24 protein-coding genes are annotated in these 24,822 nt (G+C 67.6%); 4 read left to right on the plus strand and 20 right to left on the minus strand.

The annotated features are described in order from the left end of the window. Positions 1 to 21 precede the first annotated feature (21 nt). The 12 genes from istB to ACQEVC_RS34575 form a co-directional block, all read right to left on the minus strand. Positions 22 to 849: an IS21-like element helper ATPase IstB gene (gene istB / locus ACQEVC_RS34520; protein WP_432886266.1), complete on the minus strand. Its 828-nt coding sequence runs from the start codon at positions 847 to 849 to the stop codon at positions 22 to 24. Continuing rightward, complete coding sequence (gene istA / locus ACQEVC_RS34525) at positions 846 to 2,537, minus strand: IS21 family transposase (protein WP_432891876.1); 1,692 nt, start codon at positions 2,535 to 2,537, stop codon at positions 846 to 848. The genes istB and istA overlap by 4 nt, the downstream gene beginning before the upstream one ends. A 161-nt stretch (positions 2,538 to 2,698) precedes the next feature. Then, complete coding sequence (locus ACQEVC_RS34530) at positions 2,699 to 3,826, minus strand: carbamoyltransferase N-terminal domain-containing protein (RefSeq protein ID WP_432886269.1); 1,128 nt, start codon at positions 3,824 to 3,826, stop codon at positions 2,699 to 2,701. Continuing rightward, positions 3,763 to 5,166: a B12-binding domain-containing radical SAM protein gene (locus tag ACQEVC_RS34535; protein ID WP_432886272.1), complete on the minus strand. Its 1,404-nt coding sequence runs from the start codon at positions 5,164 to 5,166 to the stop codon at positions 3,763 to 3,765. The genes ACQEVC_RS34530 and ACQEVC_RS34535 overlap by 64 nt, the downstream gene beginning before the upstream one ends. Further along, complete coding sequence (locus ACQEVC_RS34540; protein ID WP_432886275.1) at positions 5,145 to 6,368, minus strand: radical SAM/SPASM domain-containing protein; 1,224 nt, start codon at positions 6,366 to 6,368, stop codon at positions 5,145 to 5,147. Before ACQEVC_RS34540 ends, ACQEVC_RS34535 begins: the two co-directional genes overlap by 22 nt. Positions 6,369 to 6,902: 534 nt before the next feature. Continuing rightward, positions 6,903 to 7,238 carry a helix-turn-helix transcriptional regulator gene (locus ACQEVC_RS34545; RefSeq protein WP_432886278.1) on the minus strand — a complete coding sequence of 112 codons (336 nt, stop codon included), beginning with the start codon at positions 7,236 to 7,238 and terminating at the stop codon, positions 6,903 to 6,905. A 29-nt stretch (positions 7,239 to 7,267) separates the two neighbouring features. Further along, a complete protein-coding gene (locus tag ACQEVC_RS34550) occupies positions 7,268 to 7,876 on the minus strand; it encodes a GNAT family N-acetyltransferase (RefSeq protein WP_432886281.1) in 609 nt (202 codons plus the stop codon). A 79-nt stretch (positions 7,877 to 7,955) separates the two neighbouring features. Further along, positions 7,956 to 8,813 (minus strand): CU044_5270 family protein, encoded by an 858-nt coding sequence (locus tag ACQEVC_RS34555; protein WP_432886284.1) that lies wholly within the window; start codon positions 8,811 to 8,813, stop codon positions 7,956 to 7,958. Between the two features lie 96 nt (positions 8,814 to 8,909). Beyond that, a complete protein-coding gene (locus ACQEVC_RS34560) occupies positions 8,910 to 9,428 on the minus strand; it encodes a hypothetical protein (protein ID WP_432886287.1) in 519 nt (172 codons plus the stop codon). Beyond that, positions 9,425 to 10,066, minus strand: coding sequence for a GNAT family N-acetyltransferase (locus tag ACQEVC_RS34565; RefSeq protein ID WP_432886290.1), 642 nt, complete (start codon positions 10,064 to 10,066; stop codon positions 9,425 to 9,427). Before ACQEVC_RS34565 ends, ACQEVC_RS34560 begins: the two co-directional genes overlap by 4 nt. A gap of 20 nt (positions 10,067 to 10,086) precedes the next feature. Next, entirely contained in the window at positions 10,087 to 11,505 is a 1,419-nt protein-coding gene (locus tag ACQEVC_RS34570) for an APC family permease (protein WP_432891879.1), read from the minus strand. 136 nt (positions 11,506 to 11,641) lie between these two features. Then, positions 11,642 to 12,277, minus strand: a complete 636-nt coding sequence (locus tag ACQEVC_RS34575; RefSeq protein ID WP_432886293.1) for a GOLPH3/VPS74 family protein — start codon at positions 12,275 to 12,277, stop codon at positions 11,642 to 11,644. 689 nt (positions 12,278 to 12,966) lie between these two features. Between ACQEVC_RS34575 and ACQEVC_RS34580 the strand changes: the two genes are divergently transcribed. Both ACQEVC_RS34580 and ACQEVC_RS34585 read left to right on the plus strand, forming a co-directional pair. Continuing rightward, positions 12,967 to 13,818 (plus strand): helix-turn-helix domain-containing protein, encoded by an 852-nt coding sequence (locus ACQEVC_RS34580; protein ID WP_432886296.1) that lies wholly within the window; start codon positions 12,967 to 12,969, stop codon positions 13,816 to 13,818. After that, positions 13,815 to 14,018 (plus strand): DUF397 domain-containing protein, encoded by a 204-nt coding sequence (locus ACQEVC_RS34585; protein ID WP_432886299.1) that lies wholly within the window; start codon positions 13,815 to 13,817, stop codon positions 14,016 to 14,018. Before ACQEVC_RS34580 ends, ACQEVC_RS34585 begins: the two co-directional genes overlap by 4 nt. Before the next feature lie 103 nt (positions 14,019 to 14,121). Here ACQEVC_RS34585 and ACQEVC_RS34590 read toward each other — a convergent pair whose 3' ends face one another. After that, the gene (locus ACQEVC_RS34590; RefSeq protein ID WP_432886302.1) at positions 14,122 to 14,322 is read right to left on the minus strand and encodes a DUF397 domain-containing protein; all 201 of its coding nucleotides are present in this window, start codon (positions 14,320 to 14,322) and stop codon (positions 14,122 to 14,124) included. 116 nt (positions 14,323 to 14,438) lie between these two features. On the opposite strand from ACQEVC_RS34590, the gene ACQEVC_RS34595 reads away from it, so the two are divergent. Together ACQEVC_RS34595 and ACQEVC_RS34600 are read left to right on the plus strand one after the other, a co-directional pair. Next, entirely contained in the window at positions 14,439 to 14,969 is a 531-nt protein-coding gene (locus tag ACQEVC_RS34595; RefSeq protein WP_432886305.1) for a DUF6879 family protein, read from the plus strand. Beyond that, positions 14,966 to 15,817: a helix-turn-helix domain-containing protein gene (locus tag ACQEVC_RS34600; RefSeq protein ID WP_432886308.1), complete on the plus strand. Its 852-nt coding sequence runs from the start codon at positions 14,966 to 14,968 to the stop codon at positions 15,815 to 15,817. Before ACQEVC_RS34595 ends, ACQEVC_RS34600 begins: the two co-directional genes overlap by 4 nt. Before the next feature lie 403 nt (positions 15,818 to 16,220). Here the strand turns inward: ACQEVC_RS34600 and ACQEVC_RS34605 are convergent, their stop codons facing one another. From ACQEVC_RS34605 to ACQEVC_RS34635, 7 genes are all read right to left on the minus strand, one after another. After that, positions 16,221 to 17,321 carry a DUF4238 domain-containing protein gene (locus ACQEVC_RS34605; protein ID WP_432886311.1) on the minus strand — a complete coding sequence of 367 codons (1,101 nt, stop codon included), beginning with the start codon at positions 17,319 to 17,321 and terminating at the stop codon, positions 16,221 to 16,223. An 8-nt stretch (positions 17,322 to 17,329) separates the two neighbouring features. Continuing rightward, on the minus strand, positions 17,330 to 18,424 hold the full coding sequence (locus tag ACQEVC_RS34610; protein WP_432886314.1) for a hypothetical protein: 1,095 nt from the start codon (positions 18,422 to 18,424) through the stop codon (positions 17,330 to 17,332). A 170-nt stretch (positions 18,425 to 18,594) separates the two neighbouring features. Next, on the minus strand, positions 18,595 to 19,650 hold the full coding sequence (locus ACQEVC_RS34615; RefSeq protein ID WP_432886317.1) for a hypothetical protein: 1,056 nt from the start codon (positions 19,648 to 19,650) through the stop codon (positions 18,595 to 18,597). Between the two features lie 381 nt (positions 19,651 to 20,031). Then, the gene (locus ACQEVC_RS34620) at positions 20,032 to 20,790 is read right to left on the minus strand and encodes a TatD family hydrolase (protein ID WP_432886320.1); all 759 of its coding nucleotides are present in this window, start codon (positions 20,788 to 20,790) and stop codon (positions 20,032 to 20,034) included. Continuing rightward, positions 20,777 to 22,048 (minus strand): hypothetical protein, encoded by a 1,272-nt coding sequence (locus tag ACQEVC_RS34625; RefSeq protein WP_432886323.1) that lies wholly within the window; start codon positions 22,046 to 22,048, stop codon positions 20,777 to 20,779. Before ACQEVC_RS34625 ends, ACQEVC_RS34620 begins: the two co-directional genes overlap by 14 nt. Then, positions 22,048 to 22,839, minus strand: a complete 792-nt coding sequence (locus tag ACQEVC_RS34630; protein WP_432886326.1) for a hypothetical protein — start codon at positions 22,837 to 22,839, stop codon at positions 22,048 to 22,050. The genes ACQEVC_RS34625 and ACQEVC_RS34630 overlap by 1 nt, the downstream gene beginning before the upstream one ends. Then, entirely contained in the window at positions 22,839 to 24,629 is a 1,791-nt protein-coding gene (locus ACQEVC_RS34635; RefSeq protein ID WP_432886329.1) for a KAP family P-loop NTPase fold protein, read from the minus strand. Before ACQEVC_RS34635 ends, ACQEVC_RS34630 begins: the two co-directional genes overlap by 1 nt. Positions 24,630 to 24,822 lie beyond the last annotated feature (193 nt).

Here is a 24,822-nt window from a genome sequence, read left to right on the forward strand (position 1 = left end):
GCTGGGGTGGACGGGTCTGGGTCAGTCGCCGTGGCGGCTGGTGGTGGTGCGCAGCCGGAATGAGTCAGTGCCGGTCTCGATGATGTTGGCGTTGAAGGTGAGCCGGTCGACGATCGCGGAGCAGAGTCGCGGGTCGGTGAAGGTGCGTTTCCACTCGGAGAACGGGGCGTTGGAGGCGACCGCGACGGCGCGACGTTCTTCGCGGTCGGTGAAGATCTGGAAGAGCAGTTTGGCGCCGGCTTTGTCCAGGTCGAGGTAGCCGAACTCGTCGAGGCAGAGTAGGTCGACCCTGCCGTAGCGGGTGAGGACTTTGGTCAGTTGCCGGTCGTCGGCGGCCTCGGCGAGTTCGTTGACCAGGTTCGCGGTGGTGGTGTAGCGGACCTTGAGCCCGGCTTCGGCGATGGCGGTGCCGATCCCGATGAGCAGGTGGGATTTGCCGGTGCCGGAGTCACCGATGAGGCAGAGTGGCTGTCCGGCGCGCACCCAGGCCGGGGCGGCCAGGGTGTTGACCACTTCCGGGGTGATGTTGGGGTTGGCGGCGAAGTCGAAGTCCTCCAGCCGCTTGGGCCGGGGGAAATTCGCATCACGGACCAGCCGCTGCTTGCGGCGCTCTTCGCGGTGCGTGCACTCGACGGCGAGCAGATCGGACAGGAACTCCTTGTAGGTGGCCCGGTCCCGCAGTGCCTCGTGGGCGAGTTCGTCGTAGCTGTTCCGGACGGTTGGCAGGTGCAGCAGCCGGCAGGCTTCGTCGATCGCGGCGTCGACCGGGTCGTGGCCGGGCGCGGTCGCGCGGACACGCTGCGGGCGGACGAACGCCGGCGCGGTGGCCGGGACGGTGGCGGTGCTCATGCGTTGCCTTTCGGAGTTCGGGATAGCAATTGGTCGTAGACCGCCACCGACGGGATCGGGCGGGTGTCTTCGGGCAGGGCCACCGGTCGGCGCGTGGGCAGTGAGATCACGGTGGCGTACTCGTCGTCGATGTCGCCGCCCTCGGCTGCCGCGCCGGGCTCGACCGCATCGGCGGTATCGGTGCTGGTGTCGTCCACGTCGTGGGCTGGGACAGGGGCGTCTGCGTCGTCATCGCGGTCGGCCTTGCGGGCCTCGATCGCGACGACGTCCGGGCTTGTCGACCCGGCCTCCAGCGCGGCGGTGATCCCGGCCAGCACCGCTGTGGCGGGCATCCGCCGGTGCAGCAGCAGCACCTCGACCAACGCCCGGGTGCCGTGCGCCTCACCGTGCGCGGCACGCGCCGCAGCCCAGAACGCGTCATGCACTGCGGTGAACGTTCCCTCGGCGCGGGCCTGCGCCAGGGCCGTCGACCCGGCGAAGGCGCCAGGCTTGGTCAACAAGATCTCCAGGTAGTGGTCAAGGTCGTCGCGGTAGTGGTAGCGGCGGGTGATCCGTGGATGGCGGGCCACCACCTGGTGGCGGTCGAACACCACCAACTCGTTGGCGCGCAAACTGACCCGCACTTGCCGACCGATGAACCGGGCCGGCACCGAGTAGTAGCTCTGCCGCACCACGATCCGCGAGTCCCGCCGGACGGTCGGTGTCAGGGTGATCCCGCAGTCGAAGTCCTCGGCCGGCAGCGGCGTCAACCGGTCGGCCTCCACCGCGAAGTTGAACCCGATCGTGACCGGGCTGCCCAGCAACTGCCTGCCGTCCTCGGCGGCGTCGATGGCCGCGATGCGTTCGTTGAGTTCGGCGAGCGTGTCGACCTCGGGCACCGGGACCAGGTGCGTGCGGCGGAACCGGCCACCTTCCTGCTCCACGCCGCCCTTTTCATGCGCGCCGTCCACGCCGGGCAGGCAGTAGAACGCGTCAAACCCGTAGTGAGAGCGAAACGCCACCCACCGCTGCGACTCGATACGGGTACGGCCGAAGCAGACACGGTTGACGGCGGGTTTGAGGTTGTCGTACCGGATATGCCGGGTCGGCACCCCGCCGAGGACCCGGAACGCCTCGACGTGACCCTCCATGAACGCCTCCTGCGCCTCGGAGGCGAACACCCGGTGCACCGCCTTGCCCGAGTACGACAGCCGCAGCGTGAACAAGTGGCACTTCACCGGCTCCCCAGCCAGGCGCACCCACACATCGGCGAAGTCGACCTCGGCCTCAGCGCCCGGTTCATGCAACTGCGGCACGGTGCCCTCCAGATGCCGACGCGCCTGCCGCGCCTCGGCCTCGATCTCGCCACGGCGCCGCGCCACGTACTCGGCCACCGTCGAGTACGCCGCGGCGTCGAAGCCGTGCTCAACCCGCAGCCGCACCCGGATCCGTTCCACCGTGTGCCGCTGCTTACGAGGCGCGCGCAGATCCTCCCGCAGCATCGCGTCGATCCAGTCCTTCGCCGGCGCCAACACCGACGGCCGGCCACCCGAACGCCCCTTACGCGGCGGCGGCACCGCCGACGACAACGCCTGCCGCACCGTGCGCCGATGCACACCATGCCGCTCCGACAACTCCCGCACCGACACCTGCGGATCCAACCGCCGATCACGACGGATGCGCTCGAACACCTCGACACGCGACAGCAATCCCGGCCTCCCGACATGACCGACGCCCAAGCGTCGCATCACAAGACAGACAGAAGCCGCATCCACCTCTAAAACGGCGTGTCACCGCACCACGACGACCTCCCGGGGCCAGAACTTTCCAGAACATCGTTAGACACCCATCACTGTCTGGTGGGGCCACTTCAATCCAGAGCAGACATCGGCACATCTACCCAGATCACGGACATGGGGCCTGAACTATCTGGAGAGGTGGGGCCAGAACAACCCAGCGAAAACAGGAATGCGGCGAAGGTGCGGACCTCGGGTAGGGCGGCGATGCGCTGGTTGGCCTTGACGTTCATGAAGACGCCGCCGCCGGCGAGGACGTCAGGGATGCTGGTGTGCTCGATGGCGGCGGCGGTCCAGGCGCGGAGCAGGTCTTCGGTGAAGAGTTGGAGGCCGGCGAACACGTCGTCGAACCGATGTCCGTGGAGTTGGGCGGCGATGGCGGGCCAGGACTGTTCCAGGCTGGCGGCCGTGTGGCGGACGAACCTGAGCCGGCTGGCGTCGAGGGTGAGGTAGCGGGCGTAGATGCTGGCGATCTCGACGGCCCGTTCGGGGTTGGCGTACGGGGCCATGCCCATGAGCTTGTACTCGTCCTCGGGTGGGGTGAAGCCGTAGGCGTGGGTGGTCCAGAAGTAGAGCAGGCCGATCGAGTTGCGTAGGTCGGTGCGGGCTATTTCGTGGTGGTGGCCGTTGTGCCAGAGGGAGACGGTGGCGCAGGCACCGTCGCCGAACCCGTCGCAGGTCAGTACGAGATACCGCTTGTGGGGGTCGGCGCGGAAACCGTAGTAAGCGGTCGCGGCATGGGTGAGGTGGTGGTCGGTGAAGCTGACGGGCGCCGTGATTCCCAGGTCGGCCAGGTGTCCTCGGATCCGGTTCTGCATGGCCGGGGACTCGTCGGCGAGCAGCGCAGTCTCCTGCTCCGCCGCGTCGGGCCGGCGGTGGAAGGTGCCGAGTCGGCGGAGGAACTCCTCACGCGGGCAGTGCTCGGTGGCGCCGGATCGGGATCCATAGGCGACATGGGTAATGTCGTCGGGCTTGGCGCCGAGGTGGTCGAGGCAGGCGGTGACGGCCTGGGTCGGGAAGCCCATGTAGCCCTTGGCGCCGGTCAGCCGTTCTTCCTGCACGCAGTACAAGAGCCGTCCCGGGTGCCCGATGGCGGCTGCTGAGTTCGCGCCGGCGTGAAGGCCGAGAATCAAATCTGTCACGTGGCTGCTCCGGTCGGGGTGGCGGTGGGGACGCCGAGCGTGGCGGTCAACCACTCCCATTCCGCGATCTTCAACTCGGCGAGGGCCTTGAGGTCGTCTGCCCGGTTCTCGGACAGCCGCGGTAGGACGGGTGTGACGTTCTGGACGAACCAGGCGGCGAGCGCGTCGTAGAGGCCGGCGACATCCGGTCTGGCGAAGCGGAAGGCACGGCGGAACGGAGCGGCGTCGAGCAGGCCCGCGCCACGGATGTGCCGTTCGGTGACGGTGCCGGGGATGACCAGGAGCCGGCTACGGGCCATGAACTGCGGTATGCGATGGCGGCCGAAGCGTTCGATGGCAGCGAGTTCCAGTCGCAGTCCTTCAAGGGTCTGCCAGGGGTGCCAGAGGATGTAACTGGCGACGGTGGTGATGCGAGCCGTATCCGCTGCCGCTACCACCTGATGCAGGTGGTCGAGGTCTTGGCGTTTGCCGTAGAGTCGGTGCAGCGTGTCGGGGTTGAGCGACTCGGCGCCGATCAGGATGACGTCGACACCGGCCGCGGCCAGCACGATCAGGATGTCCGGGTCGAGGGTTTCGCTGCGGATGTTGAGGCTGATCCGCAGCCGTCCGGCCAGGCCACGTTGGTGCAGCTCGTCGAGCAGCTCGGCCGCGCGTTGCGCGCAGGCGGCGCGGGTGCCGCCGAAGTCGGTGTCGGCGAACGCGAACCGGGTCGCGCCGGTCAGGTGATGCAGGTGTGCGATGTCGGCGACCGCTGCGGCCATCGGCAGCCGGGTCCAGCCGCCGCCGATGTCGGCGTTGTAGGCGCAGAAGGTGCACCGGCTGCGGCAGCCTCGGCTGGCGCTGACCGACACCACCGCGTCGGGCTGGTACGGCACATCCGCGTCGGTGAGTGCGGTCAGCGGGGTGTGACCGGTCAGGTGGGCTGCGGCGTCTGCCATCACGGCGGACACTGTCGCGTTGCTGATCGCTGTCGGCTGCTGGCCGAGGCTGATGGTGTGGTCGACGGCCTGGTGGTGGCGTAGCTCGGTGGCGGCGCTGGTGGCCAGGGGGCCGAAGCCGACGACCGGGATCTGGTGCCGGGCCCGGGTCGCGGCCAGCTCGTCGGCGATGCTGCGTAGTCGTGGCCCGTAGGCGTCGGAGGTCCACAGGTGGACCAGCAGCACGTCGAAGGGCCCCTGCTGGGTGATCACGTCATCGAGGGCGGTGGCGCGGCGGGCGCGGTAGTAGGCGTCGAGCAGGGTGCTGTGGTGGCCGGCGGCTCGCAGGTGGGCGTGCAGGGCGAGGGCTTCCCCGTCGACGTGGCGCTGTTTGAAGTGCAGGTCGGACAGGGCGGGCGCGTAGAGCAGTACCCGCGCCCGGGGACTCGGGCTGGTGGGGGTCAGCGTTCGCAGCGCCGGCACGGGGTGGGCACCTCCCCTCGGAAGGCGGCGAGGATCGGGGAGGTGAACCAGACCTCGTCCAGGTTGTCGGTGAGCAGGTTGCCGCACCGCTGGGCAGGATTTTCGACACCGAAGATGCAGGGGTACATGTCGGCGCGTTGGTCGACGGCGAAGCCGATCGACCCGTTGCCGCAAGGTTGCCCGGGATTGACGGTCTCGATCCCGACTCCGTGCGCGTCGGCCAGGCGGGCACACTCGGCGCGCAGCTCGTCCATGATCTCGGAGTCGGAGAGTGTCAGGTCGCGGCTGGAGCGTCCGACTGGCTTCTGCGGGAAGAACTTGAACTGGCGACAGCCGTGCGTGATGCCGACCTGGACGACCTGCTCCAGCTCGCCGAGGTTGATTCTGTTGACGACGGTGTTGATGACCACGTCGCAGAACTCGCTGATCCGGTCGATTCCATTCAGGGTGCGGGCGAAGGAGCCGGGAGCACCGCGGATCAGTTCGTGGGTGGCCGGCGTGCCGCCGTCGAGGGACACCTGCACGCTACCGATGCGCAACTGTCGTAGCCGGGCGATGACACGCTCGGACAGGACGGTCGCGTTGGTGCTGACCCCGAACCCCATCCCCCGGTCCAGGATCTCTTCGGCGATGGCGAAGAACCCGTCACGCAGGAGGCTTTCTCCGCCGGTGACGTAGATGTCGAGGACCCCGTAGTCGTCGAGCTTTTCGACCAGTGACAACCAGGTCGGGACGTCGAGGAGGAAGTCGTCGGCTTGCGGGCCGCCGGAGCAGTAGCAGTGCAGGCAGCGCTGGTTGCAGCGGGTGAACGGCTGCAGGTGGACCCACAGCGGTTTCAGTACCGGCACGGTGGGGGTCTGGGCGGCGATCCGCGACGCGACCTCGTCGATGTCGTCCGTGTCGACCGGCTCTGCCGGGGCGTCGACCGGCACGAGGATGCCTTGCGCGAGGAGTTCTCTGGTGTGGTGCGCCCATGCGGCCGGGTCGATTCCCAGGCGGGACTGGGCGTGTGCCGCTTCGGCTTCGCTGAGTTGGGTCGGCCGCGGGGTCTGGTGGAGCAGGGTGAACGCCGTTGCGGCGGGCGGCAGTCGGTGGATGCGGCGTGGGTTGGTGTTCCAGGCCAGCGCGCCGAAGTGTTCGTGACGCAGCCGCAGGCCGGTGGCGGTGCCGAGGGTGGGCGGGATCTGCGGTGGTTCGGGCATGGGGCATCTCTCCGAAGACCGAAGGCGCGGGGCGCCGGGCGTGGCGGGGGGTGCCCGTCCGGCGCCCCGACTTTCAGGAACGTTGGCTGTCAGCCCGGCTTCGGGCCGTGCCGGGCCGGCGTGTCAGGGCAGCCGCTCGGTCGTGGCGACGGTGCCGGAGTAAGTGCGGTGGCCCAGTGACAGGGACGCGTCCCCCACCGACGTGAAGCTCCTGACCGTCTCCGAGGATCCGTCGGTCGCGCTCGCCCCGCCTCGATCGCTTCCACCGAGCGGTGACGCTGTCTCGGTCATTCCCGTGACGGCCGGGTTACCTGGTCCCATTCGATCCTCCTCCTTGAGTGGAAGGTGACGGGACTGTTGTCTCGTCCGCCTTCATTAGCTCCTGCGTCACCACCGGGCACCAGGGTTACGATTCGTACAGATGCACTGCCGGAATTGTTGTACGAATAGGGACAGTCTTGCGTTTCGCCAATGGGCAGCGACGAGCGGCACAAGGCGGTATCGGCGACCCTGTGAGCGATTCATTGGAAGCGACTACTGTGCCGGGGCGACGCTTCCGCGACGACGTCGGCCGTCGCTGGCCTCCCGCAGTTTGTCCACGGCCGGCCACAGGTCCAGCAGCTCACCCCCTGTCTCCAGTACCTCGTCGCACATTCGCGCGAAGTCTCGGCTGGGCCACCGCTCGGCGCGTTCCACCGCGCCGACGGTCTCCGGGCTGTGGCACACCAATCGCGCAAGGCCGTTCTGTGACAGTCCTCGGCGCAGCCGGAAATCACGCAGCCGGGCACCGAATAGGTCACGCGGTGACCGTTCCGGTGTCAGCACTTTCAATCGACGCGCCATTGTCTTCTTCCTTACCGCAACGGCCATCAGCGTGCGGCCGGCTCGGCCGTGGGTGGTCAGTCGGTTTCGTCGTCGACGCCCGAGGCCGGGCGCCACATTAGGCAGACGCGGCTGCCATTGGGCACCTCCACGGTGCAGGTCGGGGTGTAGCCGAGTTGCCGGTAGAACTCGCGGGCCGAATTCGCCGCGGCGTCGGCGTAGGTTGGAATGTCCGCCCGGTCGAGCTTGGCGAGGTGGTGCCGTACGAGGGCAAGGCCACGACCGCGTCCCCGCAGGCCGGGCGTCACCGCGACGAACGCCAGATGCTCGTAACCGTCGGGGGCACGGTGGTCGTCGAGCAGCTTACCCAGCGCCGCGAATCGATGACAGCTGCTGCCGGCGACAGTGCACAGCCGCTGCTCGTAGTCCAGCGGTGAGGGCAGCGGTCGGTAGCGGTCGAACCAGACGGCAACAGCGGTGCCGTCGCTGATCGCCTCGACGGTGCCGTAGAACAAGGCGTGTTCGAGATGGATACGAGCGACTTCGCCGAGGATTGTCCGCCGCTGCCGCCGGTCGGGGACGAGCCACGCCGCCTGGTCGAAATCGCACCATGCGTCGGCAATCAGCCGGGCGCAGGCGTCGACGTCGGCCGGCTCCGCCCGCACGAATCTTGGTAGATCGCTCACCAGATCACCACGCCTTCGGGTCTGTCTTCTTCTCCAGGGGCGCCCACGTTCGTCGCCGTCGGGTAGGTCGCCGGGCCGATCAGCGGCCGGGGCGCGATCGCCGGCCATGCGTGAAGAGCTGGTATTGGAACAGCGACGGCGGCTGCGTATTGACCGTTTCCTGATACGCGAGCAACGCCCCGGTGTCGTGGTCGAAGACCAACGTCGTGGTCGACCCACCGTTGGTCACCGTCACGGCGAAGCCAGATCGTCCGGCGATGTCGGTCACGTCGCCGTCGTAGCGCAGCCGCGGGATGGGGGCCAAGACACGCAGGACTGCGGCCCGCTGCCGTTGGTCCAGGTAGTGCGCCCGGTGGATGTTCGCGACCGCGGTGACCAGCGCGTTGGGCCCGCTCTGCGGGGGCACAATCGTGAGCAGTTGTGCGGCGAGGGCGCCCGGTTCGCTTGGAATCGGCTCGGGCAGTTCCGGGGCGAGGCGCCCGGGAAGATACTCCTCCCCTGTCGCGTCAGCCCGCCGAAACGCCGCCAGATCTTTCGCGCCGGGCCGGCCGGTCAGCCCGGCCCGGTCCGGAAGGCGTCGCTCGACGATCAGGCCGGAGCCGTTCGGATGCCGCCACTGCTCGGACTCAACCCGGGCCAGCACGTTCCCGGCCCGCGCCCACTGGTGCGTGTGCACGTATGTGTAGGGGCCTCTGTGTGCGTCGTCGGGCGTGGCCGCGAGCCGGGCGGCGAGGGCAGGGAGACGATCCCGGGCGGTAACGGGTGTCGGCGCCGTAGCCGGCGACGGCCCTGCGGAGGCGACGGCGTGAGCCGGCGTCGGCGGCTGAGACGGCCGGGCGATGACCGATGTCACGGCGACCAGGGCCAAGACCGCTCCGGCGGCCAGCACAGCGACAGTCGAGCGGCCGTATGGCGCAAGCGTTGATCTGCTGCTCACGATTCCCTCTCCTTGTTTGCGGGGACGGTGCTTGAGCGGGTGTCGATACGGCGGGCAGTTCGGCCACACCGATATGCCGAGACGAGGGCCTCGCCGTCAGCGGCGGGTCCTCTTCGGGCTCGGGCCACGTTCGAGACCCTCAAGCTGGGTCAGCGCATTGCGCAGCTGCCCGGCAGCGAGCGTGACGAGGACCCGGCCCATCACGTCGCCAGTCCCGGTCTCCCAGGAGTCGGAACGGGCCGCTGGCAGCGCGAAGACGTGCTCAGTGAGGAACAGGGCCGTGCGGACGTAGCGGGCGGCGGCGACGGAGCTCTCCGCCCACCGCAGGCCGACGTCGGTTGCCTGCTCGACGTAGTGAATCTCGACGGGGAGTAGGTGCTGCGCCGCGTCGAGATGGTTCGCCGCCTCCGTGAGGATGCTGCGCAGGTGGCCTTGCGCACTGAGATGCCGGACGGCGATACGCGCGCACTGGGCCGCGACGTCGGCGCGGGTGGCAGGCCCGGTCCCGGTAAGCCGAGGGGTCGGGTCGGTTGCCCAGTTGCCAGTTTCGGCCGTTGGCCCCCCGGCCGACTGCGAGGTCTCGTCGACCGCCGGCGGACGCGCGGTCGTGCTCACCGCTCCGCCCCGTTCTCGCCTGTCGGTGACGATGCGGGCGGATGCAGGTGCATGGGCCAGATCGGCGGACCGCCTTCTGGTAGGTGCAGCGGGCCGTCGCTGTGGTAGCCGTGTCGTTGGTACAGGGCCCGGTTGCGGCTGTTGCTGGCTTCCAGGTAGGCGGGTAGGGCGAGGCTGGCCAGATGGGTGTGGTGGTAGCGCAGCAGGGCGCTACCTATCCCCTTCCCCTGCTGCGGTGGGGCGACGGCGAGGAAGGCCAGGTAGTAGTGCGGCCAGGTCGGGTGGTGCTCGGCGAAGGTGTCGGCGAGCAGGTCGAAGCGGTGCCGCCACCGGCCGCAGGCGGCGGCGAGCCGTCCGCCGTCGCCGGGTTCCGGCATCGGGTCACGCAGGTCGTACCAGAGCGCGACTCCGCCGATCTCGCTGCCGGCGCGGACGGTGTCGACGACCCCATATTCGAGAGCGTGCTCTATCCAGACCCGGAAATAGTCGCGGTAGATGGTCCGGCGGGCGGACTGGTCGGGGACGAGCCAGTCCGCGACCGGTCCGTCGTGGAACGCGTCGGCCAGCAGGTCGACGAGGCGGTCGTGGTCGGTGCGGGCGGCGCGGCGGATCCCCGCCGGCGATGCGGTGCTGGTCATCGAAGCAGCGCCTCTCACTGTCAACTCCGGGTGCGGGCCGCAAACGGCGTACCGGCGGGGCGGAACGCGGTGGCGCTGTGCGCGCCGAGGCCGATCGCCTCGTACACCTGGGGTTTGGTCGTCCTCAGCACCAGCGCCCAGCCGGCGCCGACGGTCGCGGCGACGGCGTAGGCGGCGGGGAACATCCACCGCAGCGGCGAGGTGGGGCCGACGCCGAGGAGGGTGGCGAACTCGGCCAGGGTCACCCACACCACGACGGCGAGCAGGAGCGTCGCCAGGCCGGGGGCGACCTGCCGGTGCCACATCGGCTCGCCGTGTCGATGCCGGGCGAAGTAGCCGACGACGGCGGCGGAGGTGCCGGTCATCAGGAGCAGCACACCCAGCCCGCCGGTCACCGTGACCCAGAAGAACAGGTGCACGATCGGGTCCGCCCCGGCGATCGCGTAGCCGACGAGGACGGCCAGAGCAAGTGCGGTCTGGATGATCGAGCCGCCGCCGGGCGCGCCACTGCGGCGGCGAGTCCGCCCCAGCCAGGCCGGCAGCACACCCTCGCGGCCCAGCGCGAAGGCGTAGCGAGCGACGGTGTTGTGGAAGCTGAGCAGTGCCGCGAACAGACTGGTGATGAACAGGATCTGCCCGACCGTCACCACGGTCTGCCCGACGTGCGGTGCCACCAGGTAAAAGATGAGGTCGGTGCCGTCGCTGGTGGCTGCGGCGACGATGCGGTCCGGGCCGGTGGCCACCGACATCGCCCACGCGCTGGCGCCGTAGAGCAGACCGGTGACGACGACCGCGATGTAGGTGGCGCGGGCGATCGTCCGACGCGGGTCCCGGGTCTCCTCGGAGAAGACGACGGTGGCTTCGAAGCCGACGAACCCGGTAATCGCGGTGACCAGCGCGGCACCGATTCCGGCGCCGATCAGATGTGCCGGTGACAGTGTGGCCAGGCTCAATCCGGCGTCGGACGGGTGGGTGACCATCACCGCGTCGAAGACGACCACGACACCGATCTCGGCGGTGAGCATCACCGCGAGCACCCTGCCGTTGAAATCGACCCGCGACAGCCCCAGCACAGCCACGACCAGCCAAGCGACCAGGGCATACACCCACCAGGCGAGATCGACGCCGAGGCGGGGGTTGACGAAGTCAGCGGTAACCGCGCCGAACCCGCCGTAGAGGCCGATCTGCATCGCGTTGTAGGCCAGCAGGGCGACCATCGCCCCGGCTACACCGGCGGGTTTGCCGAGGCCGTGGGTGATGTAGGTGTAGAACGCGCCCGCGTTGAGGATGTGCCGACTCATCGCCACGTAACCGACCGCGAACAGGGCCAGGATCGCCGCCGTCGCCAGATAGGCGACCGGGATGCCGGTGACACCAGTGATCGCGTACCCCGTGGTCGCGCCGCCCGCGACGACCGTCAGCGGCGCGGCGGCGCTCATCACGAAGAACACCACCGCGGGTACGCCGAGACGGTTCGCCGCCAGAGTGGAGGTGACAACGCTGGCTCGGGCAGGTGGACTGGTCACAGGACGGCTCCGAAAGTTGTGGGGGTGGATCAGCAAGAGGGGGTGAAGGTCACGTGCGGTGGGACAGCACGGCGGTACCGATTGCGGCCTCGGTGTGCGCGAGCAGTTCCCGCATCGGCGGCCAAAGGCGGGAGACGACATGTCGCAGGTAGGCGTAGGTGGCCGGATTGGCGCCGTCGAGCAGCCACTTGTCCAGGCCGGTGGCTACGGTGAGTCCGGCCAGGCACGCGCGCTGAAAGTCCAACGGCATGCCGTCACGCAGTCGCATCGACAACGACAGCCACGGCCACGCCGCCTTGTTCATATCCGTCGGCACGAAGGTCGTAACCGTCGGCGCCAGAAAGCGACGAGCGGACACCGCCTTGAGGTGACCCGCTCGCACCAGCCGGCCGGTGACCTGCGTCCGCGCCTCCTGGGAGAGGTACTCCAGCCATGTCCGCACCCCGTGCCGCTCTGCCTCCCGAACGAGCGCGTCCAGCACCGTGTGCGACAACGCGTCATCGGGAGGGGTCCGATTGACCACCACCAGGACACCGTCACGGATCTCGACACGCTGGGCGAACATCAATTCGCCTACCAGCGCCGCAGCCAGCCCTATCTCGATCGCCCGTGCGTGTAGGCGAGGTCGACCGTCGACGTCGTGGTGAGCCAGGCGGAAGAAGTCATCAGCGAGCACGAGTCCCACGCCCCTTCACGACTGATAGACACGTTCGGATAGGTGATGGACGCCCGCCGCCGCCCATCCCCGCGACTGCTGGTGGGAGTGCAGGTCGGCTAGGCGAGTGCCAACTTGGTCGGCACCGCCCACCTCGACAGGCATCAAGGTGCGGCTGTATAGCGGTTGCCAGGCCGGCTCGGGTTCAGCCGCCGTTCGGAGCAGGCCACGGAGCTTCAGAGCGTCGCGGGTCGGGCACCACGCTGCCGCCGCGTCCGCAAGACTCAAGTAGTAGCCATAGGGCGAGCGATGACTACACCTCTTGACTCCCGCTCTGAGCGACCAGAGCGGCAGGGCGTAGCTGTTGCAGATGAGCAGACGCCTGAGCGGGTGAAGATTGTCCGGGCAGCCCTTGCTGCCGGTCACTCGGGCACGTACCTCTGTCGCCTGGGGACGGAACGGCCGACGAGGTCGACCGACGTCAGACCCTTGCGCCGCACCTGGGCATGGCGGGCAGACCGCCATTCTGATGTCGACGATTCCGGGATGACTTGGCATTGACAGGCTCATGCGTCCCCTCCCGGTCGTGTCTGCGGATCCGTCAGCCACCATGTGTGACCCGACAGCTCTAGTCGGCTAGGCGCGCCTAGTCTTACAGCTTCGACTAGATCGAGACAAGTTGTCTTGGGTAGTCTGTTTGGACGTGGCATGCTGTCCCGATGCCGAACTGGCCCACCCTGCGACGCAGGCGGCTCGCCCGCGAGCTGAACGTCCTGCGCGGGTCCATCCACATGACAATCGAAGAAGCTGCAGCTAACGCGGGGATCTCACCCTCACACCTGTCCCGGGTTGAGCGCGCTCTCGTCGGCGTCCGGGTGCCCGTCGTACGGGCGTTGCTGATGACGTACGGCGCTGACGCGCCAACGGTGGCCAACCTCGTGGAGGTCGCCCAGACGGCTACACAGCGTGGCTGGTGGCATCGATATGCGGGCAGCATCCCTGACGACTACGCGACATACATCGGGTTCGAGTCGGACGCGTCGCGGATATGGAACTTCGAGTTGATCTCGATTCCAGGGCTGATCCAGACCGAGGGGTACACCCGTGCGATCCTGCGCGGTGGCGTGGCTCGTCTCACGGAGGAGGAGATTGAACGGCGGGTCGAGGTCCGGATGCGCCGACAGTCCCTTCTGCATCGCGACGACCCACCCGCCCTGTGGGTCGTTCTCGACGAGGCCGCTATCCGTCGACAGGTTGGCGGCCCACAGACCATGGTGGAGCAGATGCAGCAGCTTGGCACGATCGCGAACCTGCCGCATGTGGACGTCCAGGTGATTCCGTTCGAGACCGGCGCCCATCCCGGGACCCCTGGCTCGTTCGTCGTCCTCGGCTTCGCCGATCCTGCGGATCGGGATGTCGTCTACATCGAGACCATGGCCGGTGATCTCTATCCTGAAGGAGACGCGGACGTCCAAGCGGCAGTTCAAGCGTTCGATCGCTTGAGGGCGATGGCGCTGAGCCCGAACGACTCGGCGTCGCTGATCCAGGACGCAGTGAAGGAGCTTGCATGATCGACTTTAGCTACGCTACCTGGCGAAAGAGCACGAAGACCCAACAGAGCGGCCAATGCGTCGAGGTAGCGTGGGTAGGCGAGGTAGTCGGCGTACGCGACTCCAAAGACCCCCACGGCCCAGTGCTGGTGTTCAAGAAGGGAGAGTTCGCTTCCTTCCTGCACGGCACGGCGAGGGGCGAGTTCGACGATCTTCTCTAGCGCCGGAAATGCGTTTGAGTTGACTGCTCCCATCGGCGCAGTGACGCCTGGCTCGGGCGACAGCCACCGAGCCAGGCGCACACCTGCTCACGTTCCGGGCTGATCACAGATCCACAGACTCGCCTCGACCGGGCCCCAGCAGGAACGCCCGCCACTGCGAACGCGTGAACCGGAGCGCCCCGCCGTCGGGATTCTTCGAGTCGCGCACCCCGACGCCATCAGGCAATGACGCCACCTCCACGCAGTCGCCGTTGAGACTCGCCGAGCTCTTGCGCCAGACCGGGCGTCCGGACCCATCTGTCATGTCGACTCCCTTCGTTGCGTAGGATCGAGACTGCCACAAGGCGACCCGTTCGACTAGTCGTCACGCTCGACTAGGCTTGATCGACAGGTGGCGACAGAACGGACACTCTGATGCAGATGGATGAGCTGATCGACCTGCTACGCAGCGCGCGGCAGTCGGTGTTCCGGCTCGAAACGTTGAGTTCCTACACCGCGGCCGGCGAGGCGGAGCTGCTCCGCGCCTTCGAGGAAGGGCTACCGCTCCCGCCCCGCGATCCTGACACCGATCCGTGGCTACGGATGGTCGCGGACAGCGTGCGAGACGGCACGTCCTGGAGCCGGGTTCACGTCCTGGACCGTCCGCTGTCGGACTACCTTCGATTCGAGCTACTGGGCTATCAGGGCAACGTTGCCGCTGGCGAGGATGTCCGCATCGCGGAGCGCGCCACGCACCCCGAGGCGTTGAACTCCATGACGCGCGACTTCTGGCTGCTGGACGAGGCTCTCGCCGTGATCATGGAGTACGACCACGAGGGCCGACGGTTGGCCATGGAGCCAACCAGGAAGGTGAGCGGCTTCGTCGGGCAGCGCGATCTCGCGATGCGCTACTCCGTTCCGTTACTGGACTACTTGCCGTTGGTCCAGGACGAGATACGTAGATCCTGGTGAGCGCCGCGACGGACGACCGGGCAAGGCTTGCCGCCCAGTTACGTGAGCTACGCGAGGACGCGGGCCTGTCGACCACGCGGCTCGCCGGGTTGTTGGGTTGGTCGCAGTCGAAGGTTTCCAAAATCGAGAACCGTCGAACGAAACCATCCGTCGCCGACGTCCGAGCATGGGTGGCCGCCACAGACGCGCCAGCCGACGTCGCTGCCGAGCTGGTGAACATCGCAGAGTCCATCCAGGTAGCGGCGATCATCTGGGACAGCACGCTGGCCGGTGGACGCGCCGAACATCAGCGGACCATCGCCCGGCTCCTTGCCGACGCAACGCAGATGCGGGTCTTCCAGAACTCTGCCGTGCCGGGCCTGCTCCAAACCGCCGAGTACGCCCGGAATGTTTTCGCCCTCGCCGACGTCTTCGGAATCGGTGACACGGCGAAAGCAGCCGCAGCGCGGATTGAACGGCAGGCAGCACTCTACGAAGCTGGAAGACGGTACGAATTCCTCATCTCGGAGGCCGCACTGCGATTCTCCCCAGTGGCGTCCGACGCACTTGCCGCGCAATACGACAAGATCCTGTCGGTCTCGACGCTCTCGAGCGTGAACGTGGCAATTCTCCGAACCGGCGCCCGACCCTCGGCGGTCCACGCACACCCGTTCGTCGTCTACACCATGCCCGATGACACCACCTTCGCGACCATCGAGACCTACACCCGCGAGCTGACACTGACTGATCCCGAGGAAATCACCGTCTATCAGCGGGTCTACGACAACCTCCTCGCGGACGCTGTGACCGGCGACCAGGCTCGTAGCCTCTTGACCGACCTACGGTCCGAGGCCGTGGGCTCGATGTGATGTCTCGGCACACCGCCACGCGCCGAGGGCGCCGACAGCGCTGCGACGACGGACGTGCGGACCGTCTCCTCGCCTCGCGGCACTTCGTGCAACTGCATCACGGACCAGGTGACCGCTGCCGTAGCCGTAGCTATCGGGCGTAATGGCTGGCGCAGAGGAAGGTACGGCTTCATGCAGGAAGCTGCATCGGGGTCAATCGGCTTCTCACGGGTCGGCTCTGCCTTAGCGCTGCAGGACCGGCTGATGCGTTCGGCCGGTGACGTTGTGTGACGAGTGACCATGTACGACGAGCGGCTCGACTCCCGCGTCTGCCGATGAGAGTTCGTTGGAGAATTGCCGAGGGGATTGGAATGTTCAGCCGCCAAATTGGCTCTCAACCTGGCTCGTCAGCGGCTCGCCGCAGCTAATTCTTGCGAATGCGGGTAGGCCGACGTGGCGATGGCGGTTTCTGCAACTCGCGGCTCATTACACTACGACCATCACAGAGGCTGATCAGGTTGCCTACCGGAGGAAATTCCAACGTGCGAAACGAAGGGTGCTGGGGATGACTCGCCACCCAGCCGAAGGCGTTGCTGATGAGCTGCTCATTTAGAGTTGCTGCAGCCTCCTGGGCGTCAGCACCGGTCAAGCGTAATATGCTGCCGTGCTCCGCTTCCACGCGTCCCAGGCACAGTATGGAGCGAGGGGTCAACGGCAGTACGATTCCGTCGGCGAGCTCAAGGCCTGATGGCCGCGATGGATAGAGGTGGATAATCGTGCGATGTTCCTTACCGCGCTTTCGGCTTCGGCGTTCGTCCCGCGCCGCCTGCTGGCGGGTACGCCCGCACTCGGGTAGGTGATTGACCCAATCATCGCCGACGTCAACAACGACGGGCTCATCACATGTCAACAGCAGGGGCTTATCGAGATTGATGACGGTCACCGGCCACCCGAGCAGATGCGGATACAGACTCTCCGCCAGGCGTCCCAGAAGACGGATATGTTCATTCTGGTGCGGGATTACGCGGAGATCTCGTCGGTCTTCGTCGCTCAAGATGCTGCCTGCCCGGATCTTGACATACAGGTCTGCCAGGAGTTCGCTCTCGCGACGCCGCCGAGGTCCTCGTACAAGCTGGAAAGACAGAAATTGTGCGAGGGTGGCCAAGTCTGCACCCGATAGCGAGCCGGGTCCCTGGAAGGGGCTCAAGAGTTTGCTGAAGACCTTTGATGCCGGTCCTTCCACGAGGGCCAAAGCTTCTTCCATGCTGGAATCGTATTCGCCATCCTGAGCCAAGAAGGTGTAGAAATCGGTGATACCGAGATCATCGATTTTGCGGACGCTCGCGGTCCCCGTTTCACGGTCGCGGACGAGTAGCTGGCCCTTATGGCCTGAGAAGTTCTTCAGATAGAACCTTGGCACCGTGTGATGCACGCTACCGACTTTGCCGGCGCGATCAACGCTCGCGGCCCACCGTTCAGCCGATTGCTGCGCCTGCGCAGGGCTCGCGTACCAGGTCTTTTCCACACTGCTCCTCAGCGAAGCCGCATTCCTTGTTCGTCTGGCAGAGCACCTCGGAGCGAGCTACCATCCCTAGGCGGAGCTGTTATAGTCGTCGGGCGGGCTGCTTGGGAGTTCAAGCGTGCCGTGGCCTCAAACGGGGGGTGATTGTTTAACCAGAGCAGCCCTGATAGCTCGGGCGGCATGGTCCAGCGGGGTGGGTGCGCGAGGTTGATGGTCCGGTCGCCGATGAATGTGTCACCGGGGTTAAACTGGAATGTGATGACGGCTTGGCCGGCAATCAGGCGGTCGACATCGTCTAGGTCGACGCCGGTGAAGCGGTGTGCGCCGACGGCCACGACCAAGGGCACGTCGTACCGCTCGGCGATAGCGGCGTACTTCCGGACCTTACCATCAACTTCTCGGCGGAGCCGCTCCGCAGTGACCGGGCCGGCGATTCCACTCGGCGCCTCGAAGAATGCGTACGGGGCGTTTGGTGAGTTCAAGGGGCCGAAGCGGTTGGCGCGAACGACGAAGGTGTATCCGTGCGCGTGGACGGACGACGTCAACGGTGAGCGAAGCAGGCGGGATCGTAGCTCCTTGACGAGCTTCTTAGCCGTGCCCGCGTCGGGCGGCCGGGGCGGTCCGTTGGGGGATCCAGCAAGCGCAACAACAACACCGACGGGAATCTTGGCGATGAGTTGGTTGAGGGACTGCCACCCCCGGATGCGGCCGTAGGTCTCCTTGGATGGCTGGTCGGTGTGCACCTCGACGAACATCGCCGGACTGCCGTCCTCGTTCAACGCAGTCCAATCAGGCGTCTTGCCGTCGAACTCGCGTTCGTACACGACGTCGTAGCCAGACGTTCGGAGGGCCGCGCCTGCGGCAAGCTCGAAGATCGACGGCCAATGGCTTTCGTCCAGCCATAGCTTTCCCTCGAACATTTGGGCGTCGGCGGCTGGCAGCAGAGCGAGCTGCGCATCGAGCCATAGCCGCCAGGGCTCGTACTGCTCCAGCGTTGCGATGTCGTAGGTCAGTGGCCGACCAGATCTGGGGCGGTTGGCGTACCTGGCCTGCTGCGCTGCTACGAAGTCCGGGCCGAATCGCCTCTTCAACTCCACGCGTTTCATTATCCGTAAGGTCAACGCGGTTATCCACTCCGATCCGAGATCCAAGCTTGGCCGCCTTGCCTGTGGCGCACTGTCATGCCGCAATCAGCTCGTTGCGGAAAGTCATGACGAGCTCGGTCGCGCGGCTCGCGAACACGCCGATGAGAGGGCAATCGGCGGAGCGTAAGCGCTCAAAAGACGTAAAAGGAGTAGCTGGAGGGGCGGCTTCGTTCGTAGATGGCACGCAATCGAGGCTGCCTGACCTCGGGCAGCCTGGCCAGAACGCTGAGGAAGATCTGTCCGTCCGGTTCGAACCGGTAACCCGGGAGCAGTGCCGGCGGGGCCTCCGGCGGGATCGGGACCGATCGCCTCACCGGCTTCTGTGGTCGGTGGAAGGCGAGGTGCCGCCAGGTATCCCAGGCCAGCGGCACAGGCTTCATCGGTGGGGCTACCGGCCACGGTTCGCCGGTTTGCGGATGTTCCGGGATGAGGGCGAAGTCGCCGTCGGCATCCGGAAGGCCGGGTCCAGCCAGGACCAGGGTGCGCCCCGGCCCCAGGCCGACCGGACCGACGAGACGGTCGAGAACGGGCTGAAAGATTTCGGCGACTTGGCGTTCCGGAATCTTCATCGGGTCGCCGCCCGAGGCGGCCAGCAGGTGTGCCAGCGCCGAGGCCACGGCGGCCGCCCACATCGGATTCCAGCCACCGCCGGGTTCGCACGGCGGGACACCGGGCCGTTGATCGATCAGGTCTGCCCAGTCGAGCATCGGGTGCGGGCCGGGAGCGTCGTCTGTCACGCATGTGGTGAGTGGGTCCAGCCAGGTCGCCTGCCGCAGGCCACAGTCGTCGACCCGAATAGCCACCCGTGTGTCGCAGGTGACGCAGACCATGTTGGGCTCGCCGCCGTCGAGGCCGCAGCATGCGGAGTCGCCGACCAGTGCCGGGGCGATGATGGCGCCGCGGATGTCCCCGGGGGTGAGTAACACCCGGCCGACTGGCCCGGTGGAGACACTGAACCTCGGCGCGTACCAGCCGAGCGCCTCAATTTCACCGGCGTCGAGGTCGGCCCACCGGCGCCATGGCGGACCGGACGGCAGCGGATCCACCGCGAAGGTACCGGGCTCCAGGGCCGGGGGTAGTGAACCCGGCCCGTTCCCGTACTTCTGGTCCGCATGAACGGGCAAGGCCACCCTCGACACTGGAACCGTCAGAATGGTTCCGCAGCCCCGGCAGCCGAAAACCGTCATGCATCCCCCGCGTCGACTGAGGCAATCTAGTTTGCCGGCTCAAATCGCCGGTCGAGCTGCGCGGCGCTCGCAGGCTTTCTGCCGCCGCCCGGCGCGCCTTGTTACCCAGAGTCGGTATCCGCCGGGTACGCCTCTGGCCGTCTACCGTCACCTACTCATCCCGCGCAAGATAGCAAGGCCGTCCGCGGCCCGCATGCGACTTCCTGTACCAGCGGACGGCATCCTCAACTGCCGCGATCCGCGCACTACACCGGGTCACGTCGAACTGGCCTGGATGCCGTCCGGGCCTGCGCTGATCTCCAGCGAAACGGGGGGGAACCTCATAGCGGCAGCGCAGTCCCGCGCTGGCAGAGGTTGAGGCGTCGTGTCGACCTCGGTTGGTCAGCAGTCGTCGAGCAGCTGGCGCAGTGCGGCAGGCAACCGCGGTGTGACGCCGGTGCGCTGGGTCAGCGTCGCCAGGTTGGCGTACCACATGTTGCGGACCGCCGCCGCCGGCTGATGCAGCAGTTCGGACATGCGCTGCTCGAGAAAGGTGATGTCGCCGGGTATGCGGGCGCGGGTATTGCGGCGGCTGCTGGGGAAGTCGGTCTCGGGCAGTAGGCGCTCTCGGGGAATCCAGGCGAGTCGTTCGTCGCTCATGGCAGCGTTGACGGAGAAGTAGCAGCCAAGCGCTGCGGCGCGGTCGATCTGTTCCCGGGTTCCGTTGAACCAGTGCAGGATCGCGCCGGCGTGAGGACGGCGGGTCAGCGCGTCGAGCAGGTTACCGGCGCGGCCAGTGCTGTGCAGCGACAGCAGCAGCGGCTTGCCTGCGCAGACATCGAGGATGAGGTCGAGTGCGGCGAGCTGGGGGGCCAGAGCGGTCTTGCGGTCGAGGCCGATCTCGCCGATGACGACGTGCTCGGTGGCGGCGCGGCGGATGCCGTCCTCGGTGACGGCCGTGACGGCGGAGGCGACGCCGGGGTGAGCACCGTAACCCCAGAGAATCGTGGGGTCGCTGCGGCGGACGGCGAAGCGGCCTTCGGCCGGGCTGCGAGTCATCGCGAAGATGATCGCGCCGTTGAGAGCGGCGATCTGTGGACCGGTGACGTCGGGTGCGATGTGGGCGTGGCAGTCCAGCGGTGGCAGGTCAGATGGTGACACGGGCGAGCTCCTCCAGCCCTCGCTCGCACAGTGCGAGCACGGCGTCGAAGTCGGTGTGCGGCGGCCACAGGCCGGACGCGATGACGCGGTATTCGTCGAAGCCAGCGCCGGTGGCATACGTCCAGGCGGCGATGTCGTGGCGGCGCAGCCGCAGAAGCCGTTCGCGGGTGACACCGGTAAGCGTGCGGACCAGGTAGACGGTGGTGTCGGGTCGCTGCGCGGCGGCGAAGGCGCCGCGGCGCACGAGGCAGGCGATGCACAGGCCGCAATTGAGGTTGGGGTTGCCGCCGGGCAGCCGACCGGCATTGGGCTTGGCGCATGACAGGGTGGCAGCGGCCAGATTCAAGTCGTCGGTCGAGTCGGGGCGTAGCGCCGCAGCGACCAGGTCGCCCTTGGTCATGGTGGCGTACGGGTTGCTGACGGTCATGCCGTCTAGCGGCAGCGCGTTCAGCAGCAGTTGCAGCGTGTGAAAGGTCCACGGATGCGTGGAGCGGGTGGTCAGCGGGCCGCCGCGCGAAGGCTCCAAGGGCGGGTTGATGCTGGTGAAGCCGTTCTCCGGTACGAGAATGCGAGTGGCCCGATGCCCGGACGCGACGGCGACGGCCATCGCCATGAACAGCAGGGACCGGGTACGCGGGGTCGCTTCGCGGGTGGTGGTCATCGGCCGCAACGCATACCGCAGGTAGGTGGTGTCGGGTTGCCGCTGCTGTAGGCCGGCCTTGACGGTGTCCTGGGCTCGGCGCACGGCGGTGGAGCTGTCGCGGTGGCCGAGGAAAAGGGTCGTGGCCGCCCGGTCGAGGTGCAGGAGGGCGCCGCACAGCGAGTCGAGTCCGCCGGAGAGAAGGCTGACCGCCTCTACGGGGGCAGCCAGGATGTCGGGCCGGTGGTGCGCGGGTGTGGGGCGGGCGGGGACCGTGTCAATGCACCAGATGTCGCCGGACAGCCAGTGCAGCAGATCCGCCAGCCGGTTCAGGTTATCTTCGGTCCAGAGATCGGGCTGCTCGAGGTGGACGACGAGGTGCAGGTCGCGGCGCATGGCCAGCTGCGGACGCGATACGGTGCGGTCGGCCAGGTAGGCGGCGGCTACCAGGCGCAGGAGGTCCTTGGCCGCAGGGGCGGCCGGACCCAGTTCGGTCATGGACCAGCCGATCTCGGTATGCAGGGCGGCGGTGCGGCCCGGTTTGGCGGGCCACGGGTAGGTGTGCGCGTCGCCGTGGGTGGCCTGGGTGCCGTCCGGCAGCAGTTCGACCGTAGTCATCAGCTGTCTCGCATCCGGAAGACGGAGAACACCTTGTGCGCGAGCATGGCCGCGGAGGAGACGAAGGCCTGGGCGGTCAGCTTCGCCATGTTCGGCAGCTTCATCGCCTTCACGCTGGCACGCAGGTACTTCTTGGCCTTGTCCTCGATCTGTTTCGCACGCTGCGGCGTGATGGTGTCAGTGCGCCGCTGGGAGGTCAGTTCGACCAGCACCTGTTCGTAGGCCAGGTGCTGCAAGAACAGCTCCATCTGCTCCGTCGTGGTCAGCGGCTCCTTGGCCTTCTGGATCTCCACCATGGTCCGCAGCGTCGCCGCGCGCAGCGCGACCTCGTCCGGGTGACTCGGCGCCCCGAGGAGCGTGTCGACGATGTAGGCGCATTTCGCCCGGGCCGTGGGCAGGCTGTCGAGGTGGCGCAGATCGAGACCGAGTTCGGTCAGCGTCGCCCGGTCGCCAGTGCGCAGAGCGGAGGCGCCGGCGACCGCGGCGGCGCCGCGGGCGCTCTGCCTGCCCAGGTTACGTGCGCCACCTCCGCCGGCCGAGCTGCTGGACCCGCCCCCGCCGCCACCTGCGCCGCCGGAGCGTTGAGGGCGCAGTGAGGCCAGCGGGTATGACGACGCTGCGGACACCGGCGGGGTCGTCTTCGCCAGCGCCTGCATGAAGGCGTCGACGAAGTCCTGGACCTGCGCGTCCGACGGGCCGGACTCGCCTGCCGCGGCGGCGTCGCCGTACGCGTCGTGAGCGGCGTCCCACGGCTGTGACCCGCTGCCGCCGTACGCGCCCGACGTTCCCACTAGCGGCGCGGCCCGGTCAGTTCTTCACGCGCCGCCGCTACGACATCGGCATCCAGCCCCTCGGTGGCGACGATGGCGTGCAGCACACCGGTCATCCCGACCAGGTACGGCACGTGGTGGGCCTGCAGCCGACCGATCACCGCCGGCTGGCTCAGCAGCCGGGTCACCACGTCCGTCAGCTCCCGGTCCGTCTGCCCGATCGCGGTCAGTGACGCGATCACCGACTCAGGCTCGGACAGCCGGGTGAGCTGCTCACTCAAGCCTTCGGCAACGGTCTGCCGGTCGGCGGGCTCCAGTTCCGCGAACTCGTGCAGGGCCGCGTTGCGCGTGGCATCGGAGCTGTCGGCCAGCGCCTCGATGACCTGCATCAGCGCGCCGGTGACCGCGCCGCCGAACCGCACGTCGCTCAGCAGCGTCGCCGCGACGCTGAGGTACCGCTCAACCTGCGGGTCAAGTCCGTCGAGTGCTGGCTCGCTGCCCGCCCACGCCTTGGTCTCCTCCCGCACGTCGGCGGGCTGGGCACCGTCGCCGCGAGCCCAGCGCTCCCACTCGGCGATCAGCGCGCGGCGTTCGGCGTTGGCCTTCTGGCTCAGCAGCTTGAATGCCTGCAGGTGCCTTATCTCCAACAGGTACAGCTTGAGCAGCACTGCCAGATCCAACTCGGCACCGCCGGCACGGGCGAGATGCTCACGGACGGCAAGAGCGTTGAGGAACCGTTTGATCGCTCGTGGGCTACGCCAGACATCGGCGCCGAGTCCATGGGCGATGCGAGCGGCCAAGATCAGATGCTCAGCTGACGGTCCGGTGGCGTCGTCGCCGGCAACCACGTACGGCGCCCGGCCCTGCAGCCGACGCTGGCGAGCTGCCTCGATGACCTTCTCGAACGCCTGCGTGGTGAGTTCACCGGCATTCTTGCACATCAGCAGCGCGATGTACGCCTCCGCCTGCTCCAGCGACAGCACCGGCAGGGAGACCGGAAGCTGGATGATCTTCTCGGTGTACAGCTTGGCGAAACCGCCTTTGGCCGTGCTTTCGAGGTGTACCCCGATCGCCTCGCGGATCAGGTCCTCGTCGGCGGCCAGGACGAACGCCATCCCCTTCACCGACAGGAACAGCTTGATGGCCTCCAGCGTCGCCATGATCGTCGGCGGCAGACAGCGGTCGAGATCATCAACCAGGACGACGACCTTGCGGATGCCGTCGACCTCCTTCAGCAGCGCCTCGAACGCCTCCCGGAAGCCCGCCATGCCCTGAGCGCCGGCCGTACCCTGCGCATCGGACTCGTCGGGTTCTTGCTGCTTCGGCTTGGGCGTCAGCGCCTCGATCAGCCCCTCGAAGTTCGGCGACATCGTCACCGCGCTCGACACCAGGACTTGCGCAATCCGCCCCCAGGCGATGCGTCGCCGCAGGTCACCGAGCCGCGCCACCAGCTTCTCGCGCTTCGACGGCTCGATGTCCGGGACGGACTCCACGCGGCTCTGCAGTTCATCGAGGACCTGAGCGATCAGCGTGCCGCGCAGGTCCTCCGCGTTCTCGAACTCCCACGGATCGATGCGGACCACGACCACGTGGCCTTCTCGTTCCAGCCGTGTCGCGATGAGGTTCAGCGCGGTGGATTTCCCGCCGCCCCAGGCGCTGTGGATCCCGACGGTCACCGGGTCCAGCCCGCCCGCGGTGACGGCCTTCGTTACCACCTCGGCTACCGCGTCGAAACCGAGCAGGTCAAAGATCGCCGGGTTGTCATCGAACAGCGGCGCGGCGAAGTCCGCGCGGGATCCGGTGGCGGTCACCCACACTCCATCATGATCACTCAGTGCATCGACAAGGAGCCAGCATAGTAGTCAGACGCAGGTCGGCCTTCGCGGCTATCCCCACGCGAGTGGAGATCGCTCCTCGGGCACGCGGTGCGGACGACGGCGCTGTTACTTTGAGCGATCGGGTGCTGTGGTGCCGGCTCTGCCGATGGGCACGGGCCTGGATGCG

This window comes from Plantactinospora sp. CA-294935, from assembly GCF_050936445.1.
Taxonomy (GTDB): Bacteria; Actinomycetota; Actinomycetes; order Mycobacteriales; family Micromonosporaceae; genus Plantactinospora.

Excerpts from the sequence above, each read along its gene's own strand:
- ACQEVC_RS34615 (WP_432886317.1), bottom strand. The coding sequence starts at position 19,650 with ATGACGGTTTTCGGCTGCCGGGGCTGCGGAACCATTCTGACGGTTCCA.
- ACQEVC_RS34590 (WP_432886302.1), bottom strand. The coding sequence starts at position 14,322 with ATGACAGATGGGTCCGGACGCCCGGTCTGGCGCAAGAGCTCGGCGAGT.
- ACQEVC_RS34625 (WP_432886323.1), bottom strand. The coding sequence starts at position 22,048 with ATGACTACGGTCGAACTGCTGCCGGACGGCACCCAGGCCACCCACGGC.
- ACQEVC_RS34570 (WP_432891879.1), bottom strand. The coding sequence starts at position 11,505 with ATGAGCGCCGCCGCGCCGCTGACGGTCGTCGCGGGCGGCGCGACCACG.
- ACQEVC_RS34595 (WP_432886305.1), top strand. The coding sequence starts at position 14,439 with ATGGATGAGCTGATCGACCTGCTACGCAGCGCGCGGCAGTCGGTGTTC.
- ACQEVC_RS34585 (WP_432886299.1), top strand. The coding sequence starts at position 13,815 with ATGATCGACTTTAGCTACGCTACCTGGCGAAAGAGCACGAAGACCCAA.
- ACQEVC_RS34580 (WP_432886296.1), top strand. The coding sequence starts at position 12,967 with ATGCCGAACTGGCCCACCCTGCGACGCAGGCGGCTCGCCCGCGAGCTG.
- ACQEVC_RS34540 (WP_432886275.1), bottom strand. The coding sequence starts at position 6,368 with ATGCCCGAACCACCGCAGATCCCGCCCACCCTCGGCACCGCCACCGGC.
- ACQEVC_RS34610 (WP_432886314.1), bottom strand. The coding sequence starts at position 18,424 with ATGAAACGCGTGGAGTTGAAGAGGCGATTCGGCCCGGACTTCGTAGCA.
- ACQEVC_RS34545 (WP_432886278.1), bottom strand. The coding sequence starts at position 7,238 with ATGGCCGTTGCGGTAAGGAAGAAGACAATGGCGCGTCGATTGAAAGTG.
- istB (WP_432886266.1), bottom strand. The coding sequence starts at position 849 with ATGAGCACCGCCACCGTCCCGGCCACCGCGCCGGCGTTCGTCCGCCCG.
- ACQEVC_RS34565 (WP_432886290.1), bottom strand. The coding sequence starts at position 10,066 with ATGACCAGCACCGCATCGCCGGCGGGGATCCGCCGCGCCGCCCGCACC.
- ACQEVC_RS34530 (WP_432886269.1), bottom strand. The coding sequence starts at position 3,826 with ATGGGAGTGGTTGACCGCCACGCTCGGCGTCCCCACCGCCACCCCGAC.